The organism is Paenarthrobacter nitroguajacolicus (genome assembly GCF_007786235.1).
In the GTDB taxonomy this organism is placed as follows: domain Bacteria; phylum Actinomycetota; class Actinomycetes; order Actinomycetales; family Micrococcaceae; genus Arthrobacter; species Arthrobacter nitroguajacolicus_A.
Genome location: NZ_VNFK01000013.1, coordinates 1 through 22,313 on the forward strand (window position 1 = coordinate 1; position 22,313 = coordinate 22,313).

A 22,313-nucleotide genomic window follows, 5' to 3' on the forward strand; every position below is an offset into this window, starting at 1 on the left:
CGTCGCGGGTTCAGGAGCATTCGGGGTCACGGGCCCCGTTGGTGTCGGGGGCGCGGGAGGATTTCCGGGGGCATTTTGCCGCCTTCACCTCTGGGTTCCGCCAATCGATCCGGATCCGCCTATATTGCCAGTGCCGATGGAGTCGTTATACCGACAAATCGTTCTACTTTGGAAACAGGATTTCAAAAGGCCGGGCTTGCCAGCAAGCCTACTGATTCGATGGGAATGCAGTACACGATGCCAGATGGTAGTCTTGTTCGCATTATGGAGCCGTCTGGCGGAGCCCCTCTCAGGGCTTCATTCACAAACGCGAACGAAGGTCCGGTCCAACCGTTCACTGGAAAGCCCGTCCAGCCACCCCGAGGACTCACTAGGCCTGAAAGAGCGCTTTACGTTCGGGAACGCACGCACATTGAATTGATGCCATGATTGATCGCCTGATTTCTCGTATAAATGCTGTCTTACCCCTCGAAGTTATGCGCATTGAAGTCAATGACCCCTTCTTAAGCCTAGTCGGCGAAAATTGGTCGCTCGCGTTGAACTGTCCGTGGACGCTAGAAACGCCGGATGAAACCATCCCTTGGGAGTCAGATCTTCTTGATATTGAGGCGGAGAAGTTGGTTGGGCTATCGATGGAAGCAGCATCCAAAGGAAGGTCGGATGCTTCCGACCTTATTTTCTACTTCACTTCGGGATTTACAATTCATGTTTTCCCGGATACTGATCTGGATCCCTGGGTGATGCGGTTGCCAGACGTGGTTCTCATCGGACGAAAAAGTCCCTGACCATAGCAGTGTATGTTGCCTAGCTGTGCTGCCCAGGGAGGTTGTTGAGGACGTGCGAGGACGCGGCGTGAGATTTCCGGGATGACGAACGCCTCCCCGTGTGGAGTGGAGTTGTCTAAGAAACCGCTGCACACCTAGGAGGCCTTCGTGTCCCACGCTAACGCAATGTTGACCCCAAAAGCCCGTTTGAAGCTCGCCCAATTGGTCGTTGAAGACCATTGGACGATCACCGAGGCAGCCAAGCACTACATGGTCTCCTGGCCCACAGCTAAACGCTGGGTCACCCGCTACCTCTAACTCGGTCGCGAAGGAATGAATGACAAGTCGTCCCGTCCCCGCTGCAGCCCCAACCGCACCCCGTGGAAACTGGGTCAAACGCATTGTTGCCCTGAGGTGGCGCAAGCGGCTGGGCCCGGTGCAGATCGCCGGGCGGCTGGGCATCGCGGCCTCGACCGTGCACACTGTCCTGGTCCGCTGTCGGATCAACAGGCTGCGATACATCGACCGGATCACCGGCGAACCAAACCGCCGCTACGAACACACAGCCCCGGGCGAGATGCTCCACGTAGATGTCCCCAAATTCGGGAACATCCTCGACGGCGGCGGCCACCGCTACCTTGGCAGGGTCGAGGGCGGAAAGAACTTCAGGTCCTCAGCAGCACGCAGCGGCTACGCCCGTTCCAGCAAGCACCCCAGAAACGAGACCAACTGAAAAATCGAACGGCTCCACCGAACACTCAACGACGGCTGGGCCTACGCCAAGTTCTGCAGCACCGAATCCAGCCGCAGGGAGGCCCTACCCGGCTGGATCCACTACTACAATCACCAGAGGACCCACACCGCACTCGGGAGCACCCCACCCGTCAGCCGGCTAACCAACCTCCCTGGGCAGTACACCTAGCCATCCTCTAAGTTTGGCTCCACGAGCAGCAACTCAATGCAGGCCAGCACTTCTGGATCGGGAGGCTATGCGAGAGCGATGAGCAGCTTTATTCGTTGTCCTTACACTTTCACCATTACGGTACGGATTGGAAACCAATGGACCCTCTTCTTGATGCTCAGTTTCTTCCATCTGGGTTCCACTATTCTGGCTTTTACAAAAGGTTGATAGCACTGAACCTCACTAACCTTGAACCCTGGCGGATACTTCAAGGTCAAATGCTGATCCAGCGGACCGTAGGTTTAAGGGAGCGGTATCCCTCTCGTTTGCTTGTTCCCTTCGCGCGCAGGATTGATTCTGACGCAGTGGCTTGCTGGGACCTGGATGCCGATTGCGATGCGATCAGCGTCATTCATGATTTTGCCAATTCCGGGTGGGAGCAAAGGGAAAGATATGACGACCTGACCTGCTGGTTCCGGCAGGCCGTCGAAGACATGATTGAATTTGAGCAGTAGTGGGGAAGATTACACCGGACTTGAGCGAGTTGATTCGGTCGCCTGGCTGCACGACCTGCCCCACCGATCGCACCTCGTAGTCACACGGGGCGATCAGTGGGAATAGCCTCAGCCCAGCAAAGCCCGCCGCAGCACGTCCAAACCAACTGAGCCGATGTTGAGTGCCTTGCTGTGGAAGGACTTCAGGTCAAAGCCGTCGCGCCCCTCAAGCTCGGCACGGATCTGCTCCCAGAGACGCTGCCCTACCTTGTAGGACGGCGCTTGTCCCGGCCAGCCGAGGTAGCGGGTGAATTCGAACTGGAGCTGGCCTTCGCTGATGTCGAGGTTGGACTTGAGGAAGTCGAAGCCCTTTTCCGGCGTCCAGGTGCCGGTGCCCCAGCGTTCGGGGACGGGCAGTTCCAAATGCACACCGATGTCGAACACTACGCGGGCTGCCCGCATTCGCTGGCCATCCAGCATGCCCATGTGGTCACCCGGGTCTTTGAGGTAGCCCAGTTCCAGCATGAGCTGTTCGGCGTAGAGCGCCCAGCCTTCACCATGTCCCGAGACCCAGCAGACGTTGCGCCGCCAGTTGTTCAAGAGTTCCCGGCGGTAAGTTGCCGTGGCGACTTGGAGGTGGTGGCCGGGCACGCCTTCGTGGAAAACGGTGGTGGTTTCGGACCACGTTGTGAAGGTGTCTTCGCCTGCCGGCACTGACCACCACATACGTCCGGGCCGGGAAAAGTCGTCGGAAGGGCCGGTGTAGTAGATGCCGCCTTCGTCGGTGGGGGCGATCATGCACTCAAGAGTTCTCATGACGTCCGGGATGTCGAAGTGCACGTCTGCAAGTTCAGACACGGCCCGGTCGGAGAGCTCCTGCATCCAGGCCTTGAGGGCGTCCGTGCCCTTGATCTGGCGTGCAGGATCGTTGTTGAGGATGCTCTTGGCTTCTTCGATCGATGCACCAGGTTTGATCTGGTTGGCGATCTTCTCCTGCTCGCCGATGAGCCTTTCAAGCTCCTGAACGCCCCTAGTGTAGGTCTCTTCCAGATCGACTTCGGCGCCAACGAATGAACGCGAGGCCAGCGCGTAGCGTTCGCGCCCGACTGCGTCCTTCTCCGGTGCCAGGGGCAGGAGTTCGTCCCGAAGGAAGTCGCCCAGGGCGCTGTACGCAGAACGCGCGGCCGCAGTCCCGGCGTCGAGCTTGTCCTGAACCTCGGCGGGCAGCGGCGAGGCATCAATGGCAGCGTTGGCCGCCATTTTGGCGAAGAAGCCATCCTCGGCGGCGTAGCGGCCGGTCTGTTCGATGACGATCCGCACCTGCCGGGCGGCGGCTACCTTTCCGGCGTCAGCAGCGGAGCGAAGCGACTCAATGTAGCCCTCAACGGCCCCGGGAACATTAGCCGCGCGACCGGCGAGGTGTTCCCAGTGCTCCACCGTATCGGTGGGCATGAGGTCGAAGATGGCACGGATGTCCTGGGCGGGGGAGGCGATGTTGTTGAGGTCGGCGGCGTCCCAACCGGACTCGTGGATCTCAAGTTCCAGGCCGAGCCGCTCGCGCATGGCGTCGAGGGTGACGGCATCCACATCATCGGACGGCTCAAGGCCTGCCAGGGCATCCAAGGCCAATCTCGTGGCCTCCGCATGGGCCTCAGCACCGGCAGGGGAGTAGTCCTGGTATTCGGTTTCGTGTCCCGGCAATCCCAGCGTGGTGGCGAAGCTGGGATTGAGTTCGATCAGCTTTTCTGTGTACGCGTCAGCGACGGCATCAATGGCGGACTTCGGGCGTACGGGGTGTTTGCAGTAGTCACCCACAGAGCCTAACCGCGACGCCGCTTACGTGAAAGGGTTGTTGAACTTTTCTACGCTCGGGAAAATTAGCCCCGGCTGCGCTTCCACGCTCCCGGACCCGGGGAAGGGTCCAGACGCAGTTGCTGCCGACGCACCCAATGCCGGACATTCGGCTTCGACGCGGCAGCTTCCGAAGGAGCACCGAGTGAAACCACGACGGCGGCCAGCGCCGCGAGTTCTTCGGCGGTCGGTTCACCTTTGACCACAGAGAACAGGGGCGCAGCGGCTGCTTCGGCGGGCAACTGGTCGGGCGCGGAATCGGCGCGGTGCTTGGGCGTGCTCACAGCGGGATGTTTCCGTGCTTCTTGGTGGGCAGGCTGGCGCGCTTGTCCCGCAGGGCCCGCAGGCCGCGGATGATCTGCAGGCGGGTGTCGGACGGGGCGATGACCGCGTCCACGTAGCCCAGTTGCGCCGCCTGGTACGGGTTGAGGAGTTCTTCCTCGTAGCCCTGGATGATTTTGGCCCGCTTCGCCTCGACGTCGCCACCGGCTTCGGCAACAGCAGCGAGGTCGCGACGGTACAGGATGTTGACGGCACCCTGGGCGCCCATGACGCCGATCTGCGCAGTGGGCCAGGCGAGGTTGAGGTCGGCGCCGAGCTTCTTGGAGCCCATGACGATGTACGCGCCGCCGTAAGCCTTGCGGGTGATCACCGTGAGCTTGGGAACGGTGGCTTCGGCGTAAGCGTAGAGGAGCTTGGCGCCGCGGCGGATGATGCCCTGGAATTCCTGGTCCTTGCCGGGCAGGAAGCCGGGGACGTCCACCAGCGTGATGATGGGGATGTTGAAAGCATCGCAGTGTCGAACGAAACGGGCTGCCTTCTCCGAGGCCGAGATGTCCAGCGTTCCCGCGAACTGCATGGGCTGGTTGGCCACAATGCCTACGGTGTGTCCCTCAACGCGGCCGTAGCCGATCATGACGTTGGGTGCGTAGAGGGACTGCATCTCAAGGAAGTGGGCGTCGTCCACGATCTGCTCGATGACCTTGCGCATGTCGTAGGGCTGGTTGGCGGAGTCGGGGATCAACCCGTCCAGGGCGAGGTCGTCGTCGTCGACTTCCAGTTCCTGGTCGTGCTCCACCACCGGGGCCTCGGACAAGTTGTTGGACGGGAGGAAGTCCAGGAGTTCACGGACGAACTCAATGGCGTCTGCTTCGTCGGACGCGAGGTAGGTGGAGGTACCGGTGGTGGCGTTGTGCTGCCGGGCGCCACCGAGCGTTTCCATGTCCACGTCTTCGCCCGTGACGGTCTTGATGACGTCAGGTCCCGTGATGAACATGTGGGAAGTCTTGTCCACCATGACCACGTAGTCGGTCAGTGCGGGGGAGTAGGCGGCGCCGCCGGCGCACGGGCCCATGATGAGGGAGATCTGGGGGACGACGCCGGAAGCGTGGACGTTGTTGCGGAAGATGTCCGCGAACATGGCCAGCGAGGCGACGCCTTCCTGGATACGCGCGCCGCCGCCGTCGTTAATACCGACAACCGGGCAGCCGTTGCGGAGGGCGAATTCCTGGACCTTGACGATCTTCTCGCCGTTGACCTGGCTCAGCGAGCCGCCATAGACGCTGAAGTCCTGGCTGTAGATGGCGATCAGGCGGCCGTCGACTGTGCCATACCCGGAAACAACGCCGTCGCCGAGGGGCTTCTTCTTTTCCATGCCGAACGCCGTGGAGCGGTGGACTGCGAGGGCGTCGAACTCGACGAACGATCCGGGATCAACCAGGAGGTCGATGCGTTCGCGGGCGGTGTTCTTGCCGCGCGCATGCTGCTTTTCGATTGCTTCCGGGCCGGAAGGCTGTTCTGCACGGGCCTGGCGGTCGCGGAAGTCGGCAATCTTTCCCGCTGTCGTTGTCAGATCGTGGCTCATCAAGTGTCTCCGGCTCTGTAGCTGATTTTCGCTGGCGCAGTTAGGTGACGGTCGCAAGCTTAAGTAGCTTCCGTACAAAGAACAGGCCCCGATGGCCAGTCTAGTGACGCCTTTGCCGCGAACCGCTGTAGAAACCCTACAATTTTCAGCGTCCAAGCCAAAGCCATCCCTATGTTACCCGTCAGTAACATACTTGGGTTAGAGTGTCCCCATGACTTCAAGCAACGACGCTTCCCGCACACTTTCCCACGGTGCCAGCCCCTACGTCGCCACCGGCTCACTGAAGGACCGGACCATCCTGATGTCAGGCGGCAGCCGTGGCATTGGACTGGCAATCGCCACCCGCGCAGCCCGCGACGGCGCCAATATCGTGCTCATGGCCAAGACCGGCGACCCCCACCCGAAACTGGAAGGGACAGTCTTCACCGCCGCCGAACAGCTGGTCGCCGCAGGCGGCCAGGCGCTGCCACTCGTAGGGGACGTCCGCAACGATAACGACGTCGCGGCTGCGGTGGCCGCCGCCGTCGAGCGTTTCGGAGGAATCGACGTCGTCATCAACAATGCCTCGGCGATCGACCTCTCCCGCACCGACGCCGTTGACATGAAGCGCTACGACCTCATGCAGGACATCAACGTCCGCGGCACGTTCCTGCTGTCCAAGCTGGCGTTGCCCGCCCTTCGGGAATCCAGCCACGGCCACATCCTCACGTTGTCCCCGCCCCTCAACCTGGACCCCAAATGGGCGGGTATGCACCTCGCCTACACCATGGCCAAATACGGGATGAGCCTCACCACACTGGGCCTCGCCGAAGAACTGAAGGACGACGGGGTGTCCGTCAACTCGCTCTGGCCCTGCACCCTCATTGATACTGCCGCGATCAGGAACATGCCCGGTGGGCAGCAGATGGTGCAGGCTGCCCGGGGGCCGGAGATCATGGCCGATGCTGCGCACGCAGTGCTGACCGGTTCTGGCGCTACCGGGAATTTCTTCACCGATGAAGAGGTCCTTCGTGCGGCCGGCGTGTCGGACTTTTCGCCCTACAGCCTTGGGGCTCCGGAAGACCGACTCGTTCCGGACATCTTCCTCTAGGCGGATTCCCAGCCGCTTTTCGGTGAAAGGCACCATCCGGGGCCGCCTCAACTGGATAGGATTCAGCTATGGACGCCGAACAACCAGCCAGCAGTGGACCCCAGGAATCATCCGGGCAGTCGCGCGCCCCTTTGGACCGCGAAGCACTGCTGCAGGCGGATTTCCTTTCGGCCACGGGCATCTCGAAACTGACCATCGTGGAATCCACGGGGTCAACCAACCAGGACCTGGTCCGGGCAGTAACCGTTGAGCCGAAGAAATGGGCCGATCTCGCCGTCCTGACAGCGGAGCACCAGACTGCGGCGCGCGGGCGACTGGACCGCCACTGGGAATCGCCGGAGCGTTCCGCGGTATCCGTGTCCATGGTGTTGCGACCTGTCACGGCAGACGGCATGCCAGTACCAACACAGAGCTACTCGTGGCTGTCCCTTCTTGCGGCCGTTGCCCTGCGCGAGGCCTTGCAGGAAACGGCCGGTGTGACGGCCGAGATCAAATGGCCCAACGACGTCCTGGTCAATGGGCGCAAGATCGCCGGCATCCTCGCGCAGATGACGCCCATGGGTGACGGCTCCGTGCCTGCCGTGATTCTGGGTGTGGGGCTCAACGTGTCCCTGGCCGAGAAGGAACTCCCCGTGCCGACGGCGACGTCGCTCGCCTTGGAAGGAGCCACGACGACGGACCGCACCGCGTTGCTGAAGAGCTACCTTTCGCGTTTCGCCAGGCTCTACCGCAGTTTCTGCAACTCGGAGGGGGACCCGGCCGCCGGATTGGTGGGTGGGCCGTCCCTGCATAAGCGCGTTGAATCTGCCATGGTCACATTGGGACGCGAAGTGCGCGCGCACCTGCCCGGCGACCACGAGTTGGTGGGGCATGCATCGCGCCTCGATGAGCATGGCTCGTTGTTGGTGGTGGACCACGGTGGCAGGGAGCACGTAGTCACAGCCGGGGATGTGGTGCATTTGCGCGCCACGGAAAGCGGTTATGCGTAAAGAGCTGCTTCCGGGGGAGCAGGTCATCACCATCACGCATCAGCAGGCCCGCTCACTCTTCTTTCCGGTGCTGGCCTTCGTTGTGGTTCCTGCCTTGGCCGCCTACGCCTGTGCCTGGGTTGTCAAAGGAAACGCGCAACGGCTTGTCCCGTTCATTACAGTTGAATGGACGCCGTGGCTCTTGGGTGCCGCAGTGGTGCTTGCTGCTTGGGTTGTGCTTGGTTACAGCGTGAAGCGCGTGCTCCGATGGCGCTCGGTCAGGTACGTCCTCACGAGTCGGCGGATACTTGCCAAGTACGGAATGTTTCGCCGCAGCGATTGGCAGGTGTCGCTGATGGCCGTCCGCAATGTGGGTGTCCATCAAAGCTTGATTCAACGGACACTGCACTCCGGGAATATATCCTTGGATACCGGGCACTCCGGAACAGCCGTTATGGCCGACGTCCCTGAGGTGGGTAAGTTCAGGGGATTCATTCTTGACGCGATGGACGAACTCCCGCAAGGTGAGGTTTTTGAGGGCGAAGTACTAAGGGATTTTGAAGAATTGCCGTGGGAGTTGAGAGAAGGTGGAAGAGATGAGCGTTGAGGATCAGCAGTCCGGCGAGGACCTGGACCAGGAGTTCGACGCCGTACCCGAACCTTCCGTGGACGAGGAGACTGAAGCTGGGCCAGCTCCGGTCCCCACCGGCCCGCCCACTGGTGTCATGTCCGCGGAGCGCCTGGCCATCAAGGCGCTCGAGGCGAAGCTCCTGGGCGGCGAACGCAAGCTCCGCCGTCGTGAAGTCGCTGCAGGAGCAGGAGTGTCCATCCTCTCAGCGCGGAAGGTATGGCGTGCTCTGGGTTTCCCGAACTTCGGCGACGAAGACGTGGCGTTCACTGAGCGTGACCAGGCTGCGTTGTCGAGCATTCTGGACCTCGTCCGGGCAGGCATCCTGACCGAAGAAGCCGCCATCTCGGTGACACGCTCCATCGGGCAGATGACTGACCGCATGGTGGTCTGGCAGATCGAAGCCTTGGTTGAGGACATGGTGTCCGAACAGGGAATTCCGGATGCCGTTGCGCGCAAGCAGCTGGTGGGACGGTTGCCTTCCCTGGTGGACTCCTTGGAAGAGATCCTGGTCTACTCCTACCGGCGCCAACTCAATGCCGGGGTTCAGCGCCTCGCTGTCCGGGCCGAAGCCGGGCTGCAAGCCAGCGAGGAAGGCCGCGAAGGTGACGAGGACGATTCCCCTTTGCCCTTGGCCCGTGCTGTCGGCTTTGCGGACCTCGTTTCCTACACCAGCCTTTCGCGCCGCATGAACGAGAAGACACTGGCCCAGCTGGTGCAGCGATTCGAGAACAAGTGCGCCGAGATTATCTCCGTGGGTGGCGGCCGGCTGGTCAAGACAGTGGGCGACGAAGTCCTCTACATTGCCGAGACTCCTGCGGCCGGTGCCGAGATTTCCCTTGCACTGGCTCAAGCCTTCACCGAAGACGAGATCCTGCCGCAGTGCCGCGTATCCATGGTCTGGGGCCGCATCCTCTCCCGTCTGGGCGACATTTACGGACCCACCGTGAACCTGGCTGCCCGGCTAACCACCCTTGCCCAGCCCGGCACCGTGCTGGTTGATGCCATGACCGCCGCTGCCCTTGGACAGGACGACCGCTTCGTCCTGGTTCCGCAGAAATCCGAGAATGTCCGCGGCTTCGGCGAAATCCATCCCGTGATGCTTGCCAGGGGCCGCGGCAAGGGCCTCGTACTGGACTGAGTCCTGGGTGTGAGTAGATCCACATGACGCAGCCTTAACAAATCGATGGACTAACCCGGTACTCTTGGGTTGTTTGTGTCGTGATAGCCGTGGGGGTCGGCGTCGGGCGCTTTAAAGCTGCCTAAATGTGGGGGAATGTTGGATGGCTCTGCCTAACGAGTCCGGGAAACGCCGTGCCATGAACCGCCGGCGCCGGGTCATCACTGCGACCGCCTTTACCGCGGCGGCCGCTGTCCTGGTAACCGGCGCCATCCTCTATCCAGGTTTCAAGACCACGGATGTCGATCTTAACGACGGTGGCGTCTGGGTCGTCAGCAAATCCAAGAATGCAGCAGGTCGGCTCAACTATCCCTCCAAGTCCTTGGACGGGGCGGTAACCCCTGCCAGCGCCGACTTCGATATCCTCCAGCAGGCGGGGGACATCTTCATTGATGACGCTGACGGCGGGACCATCAACCCGGTCAGTGCAGCAAACATGCGGCTCGGGGGAGACCAGAAACTGCCGGGTGCCGCCGAGGTCAGCTTCGGGAGCAAGGTCCTGGCAGTTACCGATCCCTCCAAAGGCAAAGTCTGGGCTGTCTCTCCGACGTCCATCGGCGGATTCAGCGACGAGTCCGAGCCCTTGTTCGAACAGTCCCCGGGCGTTGTCTCGGTGGTCGGCGTGGACGACACCATCCACACACTTGATCCCGAAACAGGTCGGCTGACAGCCACAAAGGTAGATGCCGACGGCAAGGCCGTTGACTCCCAGGTCCGGAATGATGATCGGCTGAAGGCGTCAGGGGAGGTCCAACTGGCCGCCGTCGGAGACAAAGCAGTGGTCCTCAACGAGTCCACTGGCGACATCGTTCTCCCCGGTGGAAGCAAGGTGCATTTGGCCGACGCCCGCGACGCCAAGCTGCAACAGAGCGGCCCGGCCGCAGACTTCGTGGCCATCTCGACGCCCACTGCCTTGCTCCTGCAGCCCTTGGGCGGTGGGACCGCGAAGACCATCCAATCCGATGGCAACGGCATCCCGGCAGCACCTGTCCATCTGGGGTCGTGCACGTACGCGGCCTGGTCAGGGACCAACAAGTACGTCCGCGAATGCAGTAATGAGGCTGACAACCGCCGCGCCGATGTCCCCAAGGCGAGTGCGTCGCCGTCGTACGTTTTCCGGGTCAACCGCGAGCTCGTGGTGCTGAACGACGTAAACTCCGGCAACGTCTGGATGGTTAACCAGAACATGCAGCTGGTCAACAACTGGGACGACGTCATCCCACCCCAGCAGACATCGGACGACGCCGACAAGGACTCCGCGGACGAAGTCCAGCAGACGGTCCTCCCGGACCGCAGCAAACCCAACACCGTGCCGGTGGCCAAGCCTGATTCATTCGGAATCAGGGCCGGCAAGACCACCATCCTTCCGGTGCTGGACAACGACGCCGACGCCGACGGAGACGTCCTCACTGTCAGCACCAGCGAGCCGCTTAAGTCGGGCGCATTGTCCGCGGTCTATGGTGGGACGGGCTTCCAGATCGCCGTTCCGGCCGGGACTACCGGGTCCGAGACGTTCAAGTATTCGGTGGACGATGGCCGCGGCGGAACAGGCGCCGCGGACGTGGACCTGCGGATCGTCCCCAGCGAAGAAAACAACGCACCCCAGCCCAAGCCCAACCGCAACAACGCGCTGGTGGTCCAGTCCGGCAAGATCGCCAGTCAGTTCATCCTCACCGATTGGCTGGATCCCGACGGCGATGACATCTTCGCCGTCGCTGTCTCCAGCAGCGATCCCGCTGACCAGGTCCGGATCAGGCCGGACGGCTTGCTCACCTTCCAGGACTCAGGCGCAGGTCCGGGTCGGAAGACCCTGACCGTCAGCGTTTCCGACGGCGCCCTGACCACCCAGGGCCAGATCAGCGTCGACGTCCGTGCACCGGGAGCGCTGCCCCCCATTGCCAACGCCGACCATGTGGTGGCTGTTGCCGGCCAGGACACCGTGATCGCCCCGCTCAAGAACGACACTGACCCGCAAGGCGGCACGTTGCGGCTGGCGCAGGCGCAGCCCGATGAACAGTCAACGGCCGTGGTGGGACCCGACCAGCAGACATTCGCCTTCAACTCCACAGTCGTCGGACCCCACTACGTCACCTACATGGTGACCAACGGACCGGCGAGTGCGCAGCAACTGGTGCGGATCGACGTCGTATCCGGCAACAGTGACGGTGCGCCCGTAGCTGTCCGGGACATCGCGCTCCTGCCGAGTGGCGGCAGTGTGGTGGTTGACGTGCTGGGCAACGACTCAGACCCGGGCGGTGGCGTGCTGGTGGTCCAATCGGTGACGGCAGCTGACGGGCTGCCCGTTTCGGTGGCAGTGCTGGACCACTCGGTCATCAAGATCACCGATATCCGTGCCGAGGGACAACTCTCGCTCAAGTACACGATTTCCAACGGCAAGGCCTCCGCGACGGGGGACATCTCCGTTCAAGTGGTCCCTGCACCCACCAAGCTTCAAGCTCCGCAGGCCAAGCCTGATGAAGTCTCAGTACGGGTGGGCGATGTGGTGACGATTCCGGTGTTGGCGAACGATACCGACCCCAACGGCGGAGAGCTCACCCTGGATCCTGTGTTGGCGCAGCAGCCAGATGAAGCAGCCGGGCGGATGTTCGTCGCCGGCAACACGCTGCGCTTCATCGCAGGCGAGGAACCTGCCACCGTTTACGCGATCTACAAGGTCAGCAACGCCTCAGGCCAGACAGATTCGCAGCAAGTCACAATCAGGATCCGTGGCCGTGACGACGCAACCAACACCAGGCCGGAACCGCGGAACCTGACAGCCCGGGTGGTTGCCGGTATGACCGTGAGGATCCCCGTACCCTTGGACGGCATCGACGCCGACGGCGACTCCGTCCAGCTCATCGGCATCGACAAAGCGCCCGAACTGGGTACGGCCATTCTCAGGGATGGCTACCTGGAGTTCACGGCAGGCGGGAAGTCCGCCGGTACGGACACGTTCAGTTACCGCGTCCGTGATCGCATCGGCGCCGAGAACACGGGAACGGTGATTGTGGGCATCGCGCCGGCCGAAGCCGACAACCAGAAGCCGATCGCCGTGGATGACACCATCGATGTTCGCCCTGGTCGCAGGGTGGCGGTGGATGCTCTGAAGAATGATTCGGATCCCGACGGCGACCCCATCGGACTGGTGCCGACGTTGGAGGCAAAGCCCGAGCTCCAGGTGGAGACTGCGGGAGGCAAAGTGGTGCTGACAGCACCCGGCGCCGCCGGCACCGAAAGCATCAGTTACCGGATCCAGGACGACAAGAAAGCGGAGGCCGCCGCCGTCATCCGTGTCCAGACCAGTCCGACCGCACCCCTTCATGCCCCGGTGGCAGTGGACGATCGGATCACACTGGCTGAGACTCTGGGCAGGACCGCGGTGGACGTACCTGTCTTGAAGAACGATTCGGATCCCGACGGCGTAGCTGAGGACCTCAAGATCTCCCTTCCTGACGGAAACCCGAACGCACGCGTTGGGACAACCGGGAACGTGGTGGTGACGCTGGCTCCCCAGGATCAACTGATTCCGTACAACGTGACGGACGTTGATGGGCAGACCGCAACGGCAGTCATGTGGATTCCGGGCCAAGGCCTCCAGTACCCCACGCTCTCCACTACCGACGTCGTGGAAATTACTGCGGGGGAGGAGGTCACCCTGGCCCTGCAGGACTACGTCAAGGTGAGGGAAGGACGCCAGCCCCGTATCACGGTTGCCGACAAGATCCGTGTCCAAGGCGGCGAGCCCACCAACGTCATCGCGGGCGACGGAACGGCCCTGAGGTACGCCGCCCAGGCGGAGTACGCAGGCCCCGGCTCCATCACCTTCGAAGTGACGGATGGAAGCGGTCCTGACGATTCCGAGGGCCTCAAGTCCACGCTGACCATCCTCACCAAGGTGCTGCCGGACCCGAACGCAAACCACGCTCCTACGTTCAGCGGGGCGGCCATCGAGGCCCCCAAGGGCGACACCGTGGACTTGGATCTTGCCAACCTCGCCGCGGACGTGGACGAGAAAGACCAAGGCAAGCTTGCCTTCGGGTTGGACGGTGACATGCCCGCCGGTTTTGACGCGCGGATCGAAGGCACCGTTCTAAAGGTCACCCCGGGTGGTTCACTCAACCCGGGAGCGCGCGGCACGCTGCCGCTGAAGGTGACCGATGGCCGCTCCGAACCGGTCAAGGCCGCCGTCACGGTCACGGTGGTTTCTTCCGACCGGCCAAAGCCGGCAGCCAACGATGACGTTGTGGAAAAGGCCGACGCCGGGAAGTCCGAAACCATCAATGTGTTGGGCAATGACTTCAACCCCTTCAGCGAGCCCCTGACCATCGTGTCGGCAGTGGTTGAGACAGGAGCTGCCTCCGGCGCGCCCGCTGTCTCCGGTGATTCGATCACGGTGACTCCCTCCGAGGGATTCAAAGGGGTCTTGGTGGTCCGGTACACCATCAAGGACAAGACGGATGATCCGAGCAGGCAGGCCGTGGCCCGGGTCCGCATCACGGTGCGCGACAAACCGGACGCACCTTCGGCGCCGGTAGCCACTGACGTTCGCAGCAAGACGGCTGTGCTCAAGTGGGCCCCGCCGTCGGACAATGGCGCAGCCATCACCAAGTACACCGTTAAGGCTGCTGGTTTCCAGCAGGAATGCCCCACAACAACGTGTACGTTGAACGGGCTGACCAACAACGTCAAGTATGTCTTCACTGTGGTGGCCACCAACGAGGTAGGCGAGTCCCAGCCGTCAGTCCCGTCCAACGAGATCACTCCGGATGAAAAGCCGTCCGCCCCTGACGTACCTGCCGTTAAGGCCGGCGACAAGGACATGGCCATTACCTGGACACCGGCCAAGACCGAAGGCTCTCCGGTGAAGCACTACAACCTGGAGATCTCTCCACCACCTGCCAACGGTATCGCCGTCAAGAACGAGGTAACCGGCCTCAGCTACACGTGGCCAGGCTTGACCAATGGGGTGAAGTACAAGGTCCGGGCCCAAGCGGTGAACGATCTCGGTCCCTCGGAATGGGGTCTGTACTCCGCCGAGGACCACCCTGCCGGCATCCCCGGCACGCCGTCGCCGCCGAGCACCACAGTGGTGTCCGCCGTGGGTTCCCAGAACCAGCTCCGCGTCGACTGGGCCGAGCCGGACATCAACGGTGACCCCATAAAGAATTACTACGTCAGCATGAGTGGTGGCAGCGGAGCCACACAGACACAGACCATTCCGGGGAACGTCCGTACGGCAACCTTCAAGGTTTCCACCGATGAATCGGCGTACACGTTCACGGTTCAGGCGGAGAACAAAGCGGGGAAGAGCGCGGTTAGTGCTGCGTCGCCGCCGCGTCGGGCAACAGGAAAGCTGGCCACTGTCCAGAACGTGAGCGCCACGCCGGCCAACACCGGCGCCGCCGGCGGGCAGCTCACCATCAACTTCAGCGCGCTCAGCGATGCCCAACGCAACGGTTCCAAGGCCAACGAAGTCAGCTACACCTACTTTGCGGGCGGACGCTCCGGCGCCATCCAGCCCGGGCAGACAGTGGGAGGCTTCACCAACGGCCAGGCCACCAGCGTCACCGTCACGGCACACTCAACAGTGGCGCCCAGCTCGGATGCGAGTGCTGCAGCCACCGCGAAGCCCTATGGTGCGCCGGGTACGCCGTCGGCGTCGGGCTCGAATGGCGCCGTGAACCAGAAATCAGTGACCTTCAACTGGTCGTCCCCATCACCATCCACCAATGACGTCGCAACGACGAAGATCCGGATCGACGGCGGTGGTTGGGAGACAGTGGGTGCCTCGGGCAGCCGGACCATCAACACAGCTGGCTGGGAAGAGCAGCACAGCATCACTGTGCAGACGTTCAACTCTCTCGGCACGGGCGGCGGTCTGGCTACGGCCAGCGCCACGTCCGGACGCCAAGGGGTGTGGACAACCACCATGAACCCGGGCGCCGTGGTCCGTTCCTGCAGCTTCACGTTGGGTGGGGCGAATTACGACCCCAAGAAGTTCACCTGTGACGGCCAAAGCAACAACACGCCACCGTGGATGGCCTCGGCTGACCAGGGCGCAATTGTGGTGCGTTGTTACATCGACCAAACAGATAATTGGACCGGTATGCACCGTTGGTGGCGCATCGAATCCGGGTCGTACCGAAACGTGGGCCGGTACATCATCGCAGGTCACACTCACTTGGGTGACCCAGCTGGCTTGGGGGCCCCGCCATGCTGACCTTGAGGAAATGCGGCCGGGCAGTTCTCCCCATCGCGCGCCCCGCGATTAAGGCCGTAGGCTGTCAAAGCCAATGGATAGCCCGGTCTCGGGTTTCCTTGGCGAGCCGTTTGGTGCGTGGGATAGTCTTAGGGACTGAAAATTCCGCCGCCGTATGGGGGTACTGCGGAATGTACGGCTGCCGGCACATGCCGGTTGGCCAGGAAGTCGCTGGGGGGCGGCTGTATACAAAGGGAATTCTGGGGCTGTGACAACTTTCTTCGGCAAGCTGGGGCTGAAAAAGCGTCAAAACAAGAAACTCATATCGGGCATCGCTGTGACTGCTGCGGGCGCTGTGCTCGTGGCAGGTGCTGTGCTGTACCCGGGGTTCAAGACTACCGAGGTGGACTTGAACGACGGCGGAGTGTGGGTGGTCAGCAAAACCAAGAACGCTGTGGGCCGCCTGAACTACCCGTCCCGTGTTCTGGATGGTGCCGTGACGCCGGCTACCACTACCTTTGACGTCCTGCAGCACGACGGCAACGTCTTCGTGGACGATGAATCCGGGTCCACCATCAACCAGGTATCTGCCGCCAACCTGAAGCTTGGCGGCGACAAGCAGCTGCCGGCCTCGTCACAGGTCAGTTACGGCTCCACCGTCCTCTCGGTAACCGATCCAGCACGCGGCAAGGTGTGGGCGTTGTCTCCCTCCACCGTCAACGGCTTCGATGAAGAGGGAACCGAGCCCGTACTGACGGGCAACCAGGGGATGGTCTCGGCGGTGGGACAGGACAACCGCATTTACACAGCCGATCCCGGCAAGGGCGAGATTACTGTCACCACCGTTGATGCCAATGGCGAGCGGACCAACTCCGAAGTCACCAAAGTGGACGAGCTCAAGGGCTCCGGCGACCTGCAGATCGCCGTGGTGGGCGACAAGCCTGTAGTACTTGATGCTTCCTCCGGCAACCTTTTCCTCCCCGGTGGCCGCAGGCTCCAACTGCAGGACGCCCGCGAAGCCAAGCTCCAGCAGAGCAGCGAGGAGAGCGGCTACGTTGCCATCGCCACCCGCAAAGCCCTGCTGAAGCAGCCGTTGGACGGGTCCACAGCCGCAACGGTCAACGCCGATGGCGAAGGCGTCCCGGCTGCCCCCGTGCAGGTCAGCAAGTGCGTCCACGCTGCGTGGTCCGGCGCCAACAAGTACCTCCGCGACTGCGACAACGACGCAGACGACAAGAAAAACGATGTCCCCAAGGCCAGTGCTTCCCCGAGCTATGTGTTCCGCGTCAACCGGGACCTCGTGGTCCTCAATGACGTCAATTCCGGCAGCGTATGGCTGGTCAACCAGAACATGCAGCTGGTCAACAACTGGGACGATGTTGTCCCGCCCAAGAACCAGTCCGATGACCAGGATCAGGAATCCGCGGACAACAACACCATCAACGTGCTCCCGGACCGCACCAAGCCCAACCGCCCCCCGGAAACCAAGCCGGACGAGTTCGGCGTCCGACCGGGCCGGACCACCATCCTCAGCGTCCTGGACAACGATTCAGACCCCGACGGCGATGTTCTCACCGCTGCGGTGGGCGCCAACGGCCCCAAGGCAGGGGTTCTCGAAAACATCTACGGTGGCTCCGCCTTCCAGATCAAAGTTCCGGTTGATGCCAAACCGGGCACGGAAGTCTTTGACTACAACGCGTCGGACGGTCGCAGCCTGTCGGCCGGCGGGAAAGTCACCCTGCGGGTTGTGCCCCCCGAAGAGAACAAACCGCCCTTCTTCAAACGCGGTGAGCCCACCACCATGCTGGTGGAGCAGGGCAAGTCCGTCAGCCAAAACATCCTGACCGACTGGATGGATCCGGACGGCGATGACCTCGTTCTGCTGGACGCGAAGTCGGACAATGACCAAGACCAGGTGAAGGTCCGCCGCGACGGACTCCTCACGTACCAGGATTCCGGGGCGGCACCGGGCAAGAAGAACGTCTCCATCACGGTCTGGGACGGCCGCGCCACCACCACGGGCCGCGTGGTGGTGAATGTGCAGCCACCCGGTGCCCTGGCTCCTGTTGTCAATGCCGACCACGTTACGGCCGTAGTGGGCCAGGACCTGGTCATCGCACCGTTGAAGAACGACGTTGATCCCAACGGTGGCGCGTTGCGTGTGGCCCACGTCGAGGCTGCAGGTCCGGCCGACCTGGGACCAGTGACCGACGGCGGAACCTTCACTTTCAGAAGCACCACCCCGGGGCCGGTGTACTTGACGTACATCGCCAGCAACGGCCCGCAAAGCAGCCAGGGCTTGATCCGCGTCGACGTGGAGTCAGGCAAGGATGCCGGAGCGCCTGTAGCCGTTCATGACGTGGCGCTCCTGCCCGTCGGCGGAAGCGTCTTGGTGGACCCGCTGGCCAACGACTCCGATCCCTCCGGCGGTGTGCTGGTCCTGCAATCGGTCACGGTGCCTGACGGCTCGTCGGCCTCGGTCAGCGTGATCGACCACAGCGTCCTGCGCGTCACGGACGTCCTCGGTGCCAAGGAACCGTTCGTCTTCAGCTACACGATGTCCAACGGCCGTGCCTCGGCCACTGGAACGGTGGGCGTCGTCCCGGTGCCGGCTCCCGCCGTCGTCGAGGCTCCGCAACCCAAGCCTGACGAAGTCAACGTCCGCGTCAACGACGTCGTGACCATTCCGGTCCTGGACAACGACACGCACCCGCAGGGTGAAGAGCTCTCCGTGGACCCCGTGTTGGCGCAGAGCGTCCCTGAGGAAGACGGGAAGGCGTTCATTTCCGAAAAGACCTTGCGCTTCATTGCAGGTCCAACACCCAAGACTGTCCGGGCCATCTACAACGCCGTGGATCCGCAGGGGCAGAAGAGCGCGGCCGCAGTGACCATCCATATCCTCCCGCTGGAAGGGACGCAGAATTCGCGGCCCCAGCCGCAGAACCTCACGGCACGCGTGGTGGCCGGCGGCAGTGTCCGCATCCCGGTTCCGCTGGACGGCATCGACCCCGACGGCGACTCGGTCCAGCTCACCGGCATCGACAGTACGCCCACCATGGGAACCGCCACGGCGGGCAGCAGCTTCATCGATTTCGTAGCCGCCGGTGATGGCGCGGGAACGGATACGTTCCGGTACAAGGTCATTGATCGCCAGGGCGCCGTGAACACGGGAACGGTGACTGTCGGCGTCGCCCCGCGAGGCGAAGACAACCAGAAACCTGCCCCCGTGGACGACGAGGTCAAGGTCCGTCCCGGACGCCAGATTGCTGTGGATGCCACCGCCAACGACACTGATCCGGACGGCGACATCATCCGTATCCTGACGGACAGCATCGAAGCCGATCAAGGACTCGATGCCCAGGTCAGCAAAACCAGCGGCAGGATCCTGGTGACGGCACCGGCCGCCGAAGGGACCGTGAATGTCCGCTACTCGGTGGCCGATGACCGTGATGCCGTGGGCACTGCCAGCATCCGGGTGATCGTCAAGAACGACATCCCTTTGCAGGCTCCCATCGCCAGGGACGACCGGGTGACGTCGGCGCAGACTCTCGGCAAAACTGCCGTGGACGTGCCCGTCCTGAAGAACGATGAGGACCCGGACGGTGTGGGGGAGAACCTCAAGGTCGCTACCGGTTTGGACACGGCGCGCCCGGGTCCCGAAGGCAACGTGATTGTTGACCTCACCGAGCAGCCGCAGTTGGTCCCGTACACCGTGGAGGACGTCGACGGACAAAAGTCCACGGCCGTTATCTGGGTTCCGGGCATCGGCCAGCAGGTGCCAACCCTTGCCAAAGACGAGGTCGTTGAACTGGTGTCCGGCCAGTCCGTCACCGTTGACCTGGCCGAGTGGGTGAAGGTCCGCGAAGGAAAATCGCCGCGCCTGACCCAGACGGACCGGATCAAGCTCATCGGCGCTGACGGAAGTGACCCCGTGGCAAACAACGGGGCATCCATCAAGTACACAGCCGGTGCCGAGTATGTGGGGCCGGGCTCCATCAGCTTCGAAGTCACTGATGGAAGCGGCCCTGACGATCCCAACGGCCTGAAGTCAACGCTCAGTATCCGCACCAAGGTGCTGCCTGATCCCAACAAGAACAACCCGCCGGTGCTGCTGGGCAGCGACGTGGAGGTTCCCAAGGGCGACTCGGCCAGCCTGGACCTGGGGAAACTGACCTCCGATCCTGACGCTGACGACGTCCAGAATATGAAGTACGAACTGGCGGGTGCTGCCCCCGGCGGCTTCAGGGTGAACGTGGATGGCAACAGCCTCAAAGTCTCCGCTGACGACTCTGTACAGATTGGCCAAGGTGGCACGGTCCAGATCAAGGCAAAGGACCCCCGCGGGCTGGAGGCTTTGGCGACGTACAAGCTCTCCTTGACGGCCTCCAACCGGCCGAAGCCTGTTGCCAACGACGACGTTGAACCGGATGCGCAATCCGGGAAGCCCGTGACGGTCAACGCACTCGCCAATGACTCCAATCCCTTCCCGGATACACCGCTGAAGATTGTCTCTGCGGTCACCGAGACGGGCCAGGGCACTGCCGAAGCCAACGGCGGAAACGTGACGGTCACGCCCTCCGCAGGGTTCACCGGAACCATGGTTGTGGCCTACACCGTGGAGGACAAGACCGGGGAGCTCTCGCGCTACGCGACCGCCCGTATCCGCTTGACGGTCAAGGACAAGCCGGCAGCGCCCACAACCCCGCTCGCGCAGAGCGTGGGGGACCAGACGGCCTTGCTCACCTGGAACGCACCCGCCGACCGTGGCTCGCCCATCACCAAATACACCGTGTACGGCGAGGGTGGGTTCAAACAGGACTGCCCTGCCAACACCTGTACTTTGACTGGCTTGACCAACAATGTGAAATACCACTTCGCGGTGACTGCCACCAATGCCATCAACGAGTCCGAACGCTCACCGGTGTCTGCGGAGGTACGTCCGGACGTCAAGCCGGATACTCCCGCAGCGCCGACGCTCAAGTTTGGCGACAAGCAACTCTCGGTGGCCTGGGTTCCTCCTGCCAGCAAGGGTTCGCCCATCAAGTCCTACGATCTTGAGATTTCTCCTGCTCCGGCAGGCCAGAACCCCCAGATCCAAAACCTCACGGGCAACAGCCACGTGTGGACGGGACTGACGAACGGTGTGGGATACAAGGTCCGCGTCCTGGCCCGCAACGATGCCAAGGAACCCTCCGAATGGAGCCCCTACTCCGCTGCGGAGACGCCCGCCGGTGTTCCGGCCACCCCTGCTGCTCCGTCGGTGTCCGGCGCTGGGTCGGTGGGCACGCAAAGCCAACTGCAGGTCAGCTGGAAGGCGCCCAACAACAACGGTGACGCCGTGTCTGCCTACACCTTGACCACCTACCGTGGCGGCGCCGTCGTGGGTACCCAGTCGGTGGGCGCAACCTCGCAGAACGTCACCGTTGCCAATGCCGAAGCGGACTACACGTTCACGGTCTCGGCAACGAACAAGGCCGGGGTCAGTGGCGTCAGCCAGCAATCCGCGCCCATTCGAGCTGCAGGAAAGCCTGGCACCGTGGGCAGTGGTTCGGTGACCGCAACCGGCACCAGCGGACAGTTGCGGGTGACCTTCACGCCACTGACAGCCGCTGAACGCAATGGCTCCCAGGACAACGAGATCACCTATCGCTGGCAGACCGCCAGCGGATCCGGCCCCATTGGACGCGGCGGCGGTGACATCGGCGGCCAGCCCAACGGCACCAACGTGGTGGTCAACATTATTGCCACGTCGGTGAAGAACGGCATGGCCGGCGATGCCAAGGCCATCGGCACCGGCAACCCCTATGGGCCCCCCAACGCACCGAACGTCAGTGGCGGCAAGTCGGCCAAGGGCGATGGCCAAGTGCATTGGACCTGGAACAACCCCGCCATGAATGGTCGGGCGTTGGACCACTATGAGGTCAGCCTCGATGGTGGCGCTTGGACCGGAGTGGGCAAGGCAAACAGCTTTGATGCCTCCGGTGGTGGCTGGGAGAAGACCCGGCATCTGCGTGTTCGGGCCGTGACAGTCGCGGTGGGACCTGCCAGTGGCAATGTGGCTGCCACCAGCGGAGTCGACCCGACCCCGCCGCCTCCGCCTCCTGCGCCGCCTACAGTCCAGGCACACAACAACACCTGCCCGGGAAAGCCGGGTCAGACGGACACCTACAACCCCAGTGGACCGTCCTGCGGCGTTGGTTGGGTCTCGAGGTCCGAAGGCTGGCTGACCATCAACTGCACCAAGGACATCTACAACAACGGCACGCCGTGGTACCGCGTCACTGAGGGCAGCCACCCGGGATGGTTCGTGAAGTCCACCACCGTGGACATTCGCGGCAACAGGCCCGGCGGTTGCTGATGCTCCCACCCTCCGT

Annotated in this window: 11 protein-coding genes and 1 pseudogene; 9 read left to right on the forward strand and 3 right to left on the reverse strand. The window is 62.7% G+C overall.

What is annotated here, in order from left to right; translation table 11 throughout:
- Window positions 1–425 precede the first annotated feature (425 nt).
- The 3 genes and pseudogenes from FQP90_RS15820 to FQP90_RS15830 all read left to right on the forward strand — a co-directional run bounded on the left by FQP90_RS15820 (window position 426) and on the right by FQP90_RS15830 (window position 2,180).
- Entirely contained in the window at window positions 426–785 is a 360-nt protein-coding gene (locus tag FQP90_RS15820; protein WP_144652040.1) for a hypothetical protein, read from the forward strand.
- A 147-nt stretch (window positions 786–932) separates the two neighbouring features.
- Window positions 933–1,686 (forward strand): annotated as a pseudogene (locus tag FQP90_RS15825) (helix-turn-helix domain-containing protein).
- A gap of 137 nt (window positions 1,687–1,823) precedes the next feature.
- Entirely contained in the window at window positions 1,824–2,180 is a 357-nt protein-coding gene (locus FQP90_RS15830; RefSeq protein WP_144652041.1) for a hypothetical protein, read from the forward strand.
- Window positions 2,181–2,288: 108 nt separating this feature from the next.
- Here FQP90_RS15830 and FQP90_RS15835 read toward each other — a convergent pair whose 3' ends face one another.
- From FQP90_RS15835 to FQP90_RS15845, 3 genes are all read right to left on the reverse strand, one after another.
- Window positions 2,289–3,974: a DUF885 domain-containing protein gene (locus FQP90_RS15835; protein WP_144652042.1), complete on the reverse strand. Its 1,686-nt coding sequence runs from the start codon at window positions 3,972–3,974 to the stop codon at window positions 2,289–2,291.
- Between the two features lie 62 nt (window positions 3,975–4,036).
- The gene (locus FQP90_RS15840) at window positions 4,037–4,294 is read right to left on the reverse strand and encodes an acyl-CoA carboxylase epsilon subunit (protein WP_144652043.1); all 258 of its coding nucleotides are present in this window, start codon (window positions 4,292–4,294) and stop codon (window positions 4,037–4,039) included.
- Window positions 4,291–5,874, reverse strand: coding sequence for an acyl-CoA carboxylase subunit beta (locus FQP90_RS15845; RefSeq protein WP_144652044.1), 1,584 nt, complete (start codon window positions 5,872–5,874; stop codon window positions 4,291–4,293). Before FQP90_RS15845 ends, FQP90_RS15840 begins: the two co-directional genes overlap by 4 nt.
- A gap of 211 nt (window positions 5,875–6,085) precedes the next feature.
- Between FQP90_RS15845 and FQP90_RS15850 the strand changes: the two genes are divergently transcribed.
- The 6 genes from FQP90_RS15850 to FQP90_RS15875 all read left to right on the forward strand — a co-directional run bounded on the left by FQP90_RS15850 (window position 6,086) and on the right by FQP90_RS15875 (window position 22,297).
- Window positions 6,086–6,964, forward strand: coding sequence for an SDR family oxidoreductase (locus FQP90_RS15850; RefSeq protein ID WP_144652045.1), 879 nt, complete (start codon window positions 6,086–6,088; stop codon window positions 6,962–6,964).
- A 68-nt stretch (window positions 6,965–7,032) separates the two neighbouring features.
- Complete coding sequence (locus FQP90_RS15855; RefSeq protein ID WP_144652046.1) at window positions 7,033–7,953, forward strand: biotin--[acetyl-CoA-carboxylase] ligase; 921 nt, start codon at window positions 7,033–7,035, stop codon at window positions 7,951–7,953.
- A complete protein-coding gene (locus tag FQP90_RS15860) occupies window positions 7,946–8,539 on the forward strand; it encodes a PH domain-containing protein (RefSeq protein ID WP_144652047.1) in 594 nt (197 codons plus the stop codon). Before FQP90_RS15855 ends, FQP90_RS15860 begins: the two co-directional genes overlap by 8 nt.
- Entirely contained in the window at window positions 8,529–9,701 is a 1,173-nt protein-coding gene (locus FQP90_RS15865; RefSeq protein ID WP_144652048.1) for an adenylate/guanylate cyclase domain-containing protein, read from the forward strand. Before FQP90_RS15860 ends, FQP90_RS15865 begins: the two co-directional genes overlap by 11 nt.
- Window positions 9,702–9,843: 142 nt before the next feature.
- Window positions 9,844–15,960, forward strand: a complete 6,117-nt coding sequence (locus FQP90_RS15870) for an Ig-like domain-containing protein (protein ID WP_144652049.1) — start codon at window positions 9,844–9,846, stop codon at window positions 15,958–15,960.
- Between the two features lie 247 nt (window positions 15,961–16,207).
- Window positions 16,208–22,297 carry an Ig-like domain-containing protein gene (locus tag FQP90_RS15875; RefSeq protein WP_167510505.1) on the forward strand — a complete coding sequence of 2,030 codons (6,090 nt, stop codon included), beginning with the start codon at window positions 16,208–16,210 and terminating at the stop codon, window positions 22,295–22,297.
- Window positions 22,298–22,313 lie beyond the last annotated feature (16 nt).

Coding starts and splice junctions, on each gene's coding strand:
- FQP90_RS15820 (WP_144652040.1), top strand. CDS start 426: ATGATTGATCGCCTGATTTCTCGTATAAATGCTGTCTTACCCCTCGAA.
- FQP90_RS15830 (WP_144652041.1), top strand. CDS start 1,824: ATGGACCCTCTTCTTGATGCTCAGTTTCTTCCATCTGGGTTCCACTAT.
- FQP90_RS15845 (WP_144652044.1), bottom strand. CDS start 5,874: ATGAGCCACGATCTGACAACGACAGCGGGAAAGATTGCCGACTTCCGC.
- FQP90_RS15850 (WP_144652045.1), top strand. CDS start 6,086: ATGACTTCAAGCAACGACGCTTCCCGCACACTTTCCCACGGTGCCAGC.
- FQP90_RS15855 (WP_144652046.1), top strand. CDS start 7,033: ATGGACGCCGAACAACCAGCCAGCAGTGGACCCCAGGAATCATCCGGG.
- FQP90_RS15860 (WP_144652047.1), top strand. CDS start 7,946: ATGCGTAAAGAGCTGCTTCCGGGGGAGCAGGTCATCACCATCACGCAT.
- FQP90_RS15865 (WP_144652048.1), top strand. CDS start 8,529: ATGAGCGTTGAGGATCAGCAGTCCGGCGAGGACCTGGACCAGGAGTTC.
- FQP90_RS15870 (WP_144652049.1), top strand. CDS start 9,844: ATGGCTCTGCCTAACGAGTCCGGGAAACGCCGTGCCATGAACCGCCGG.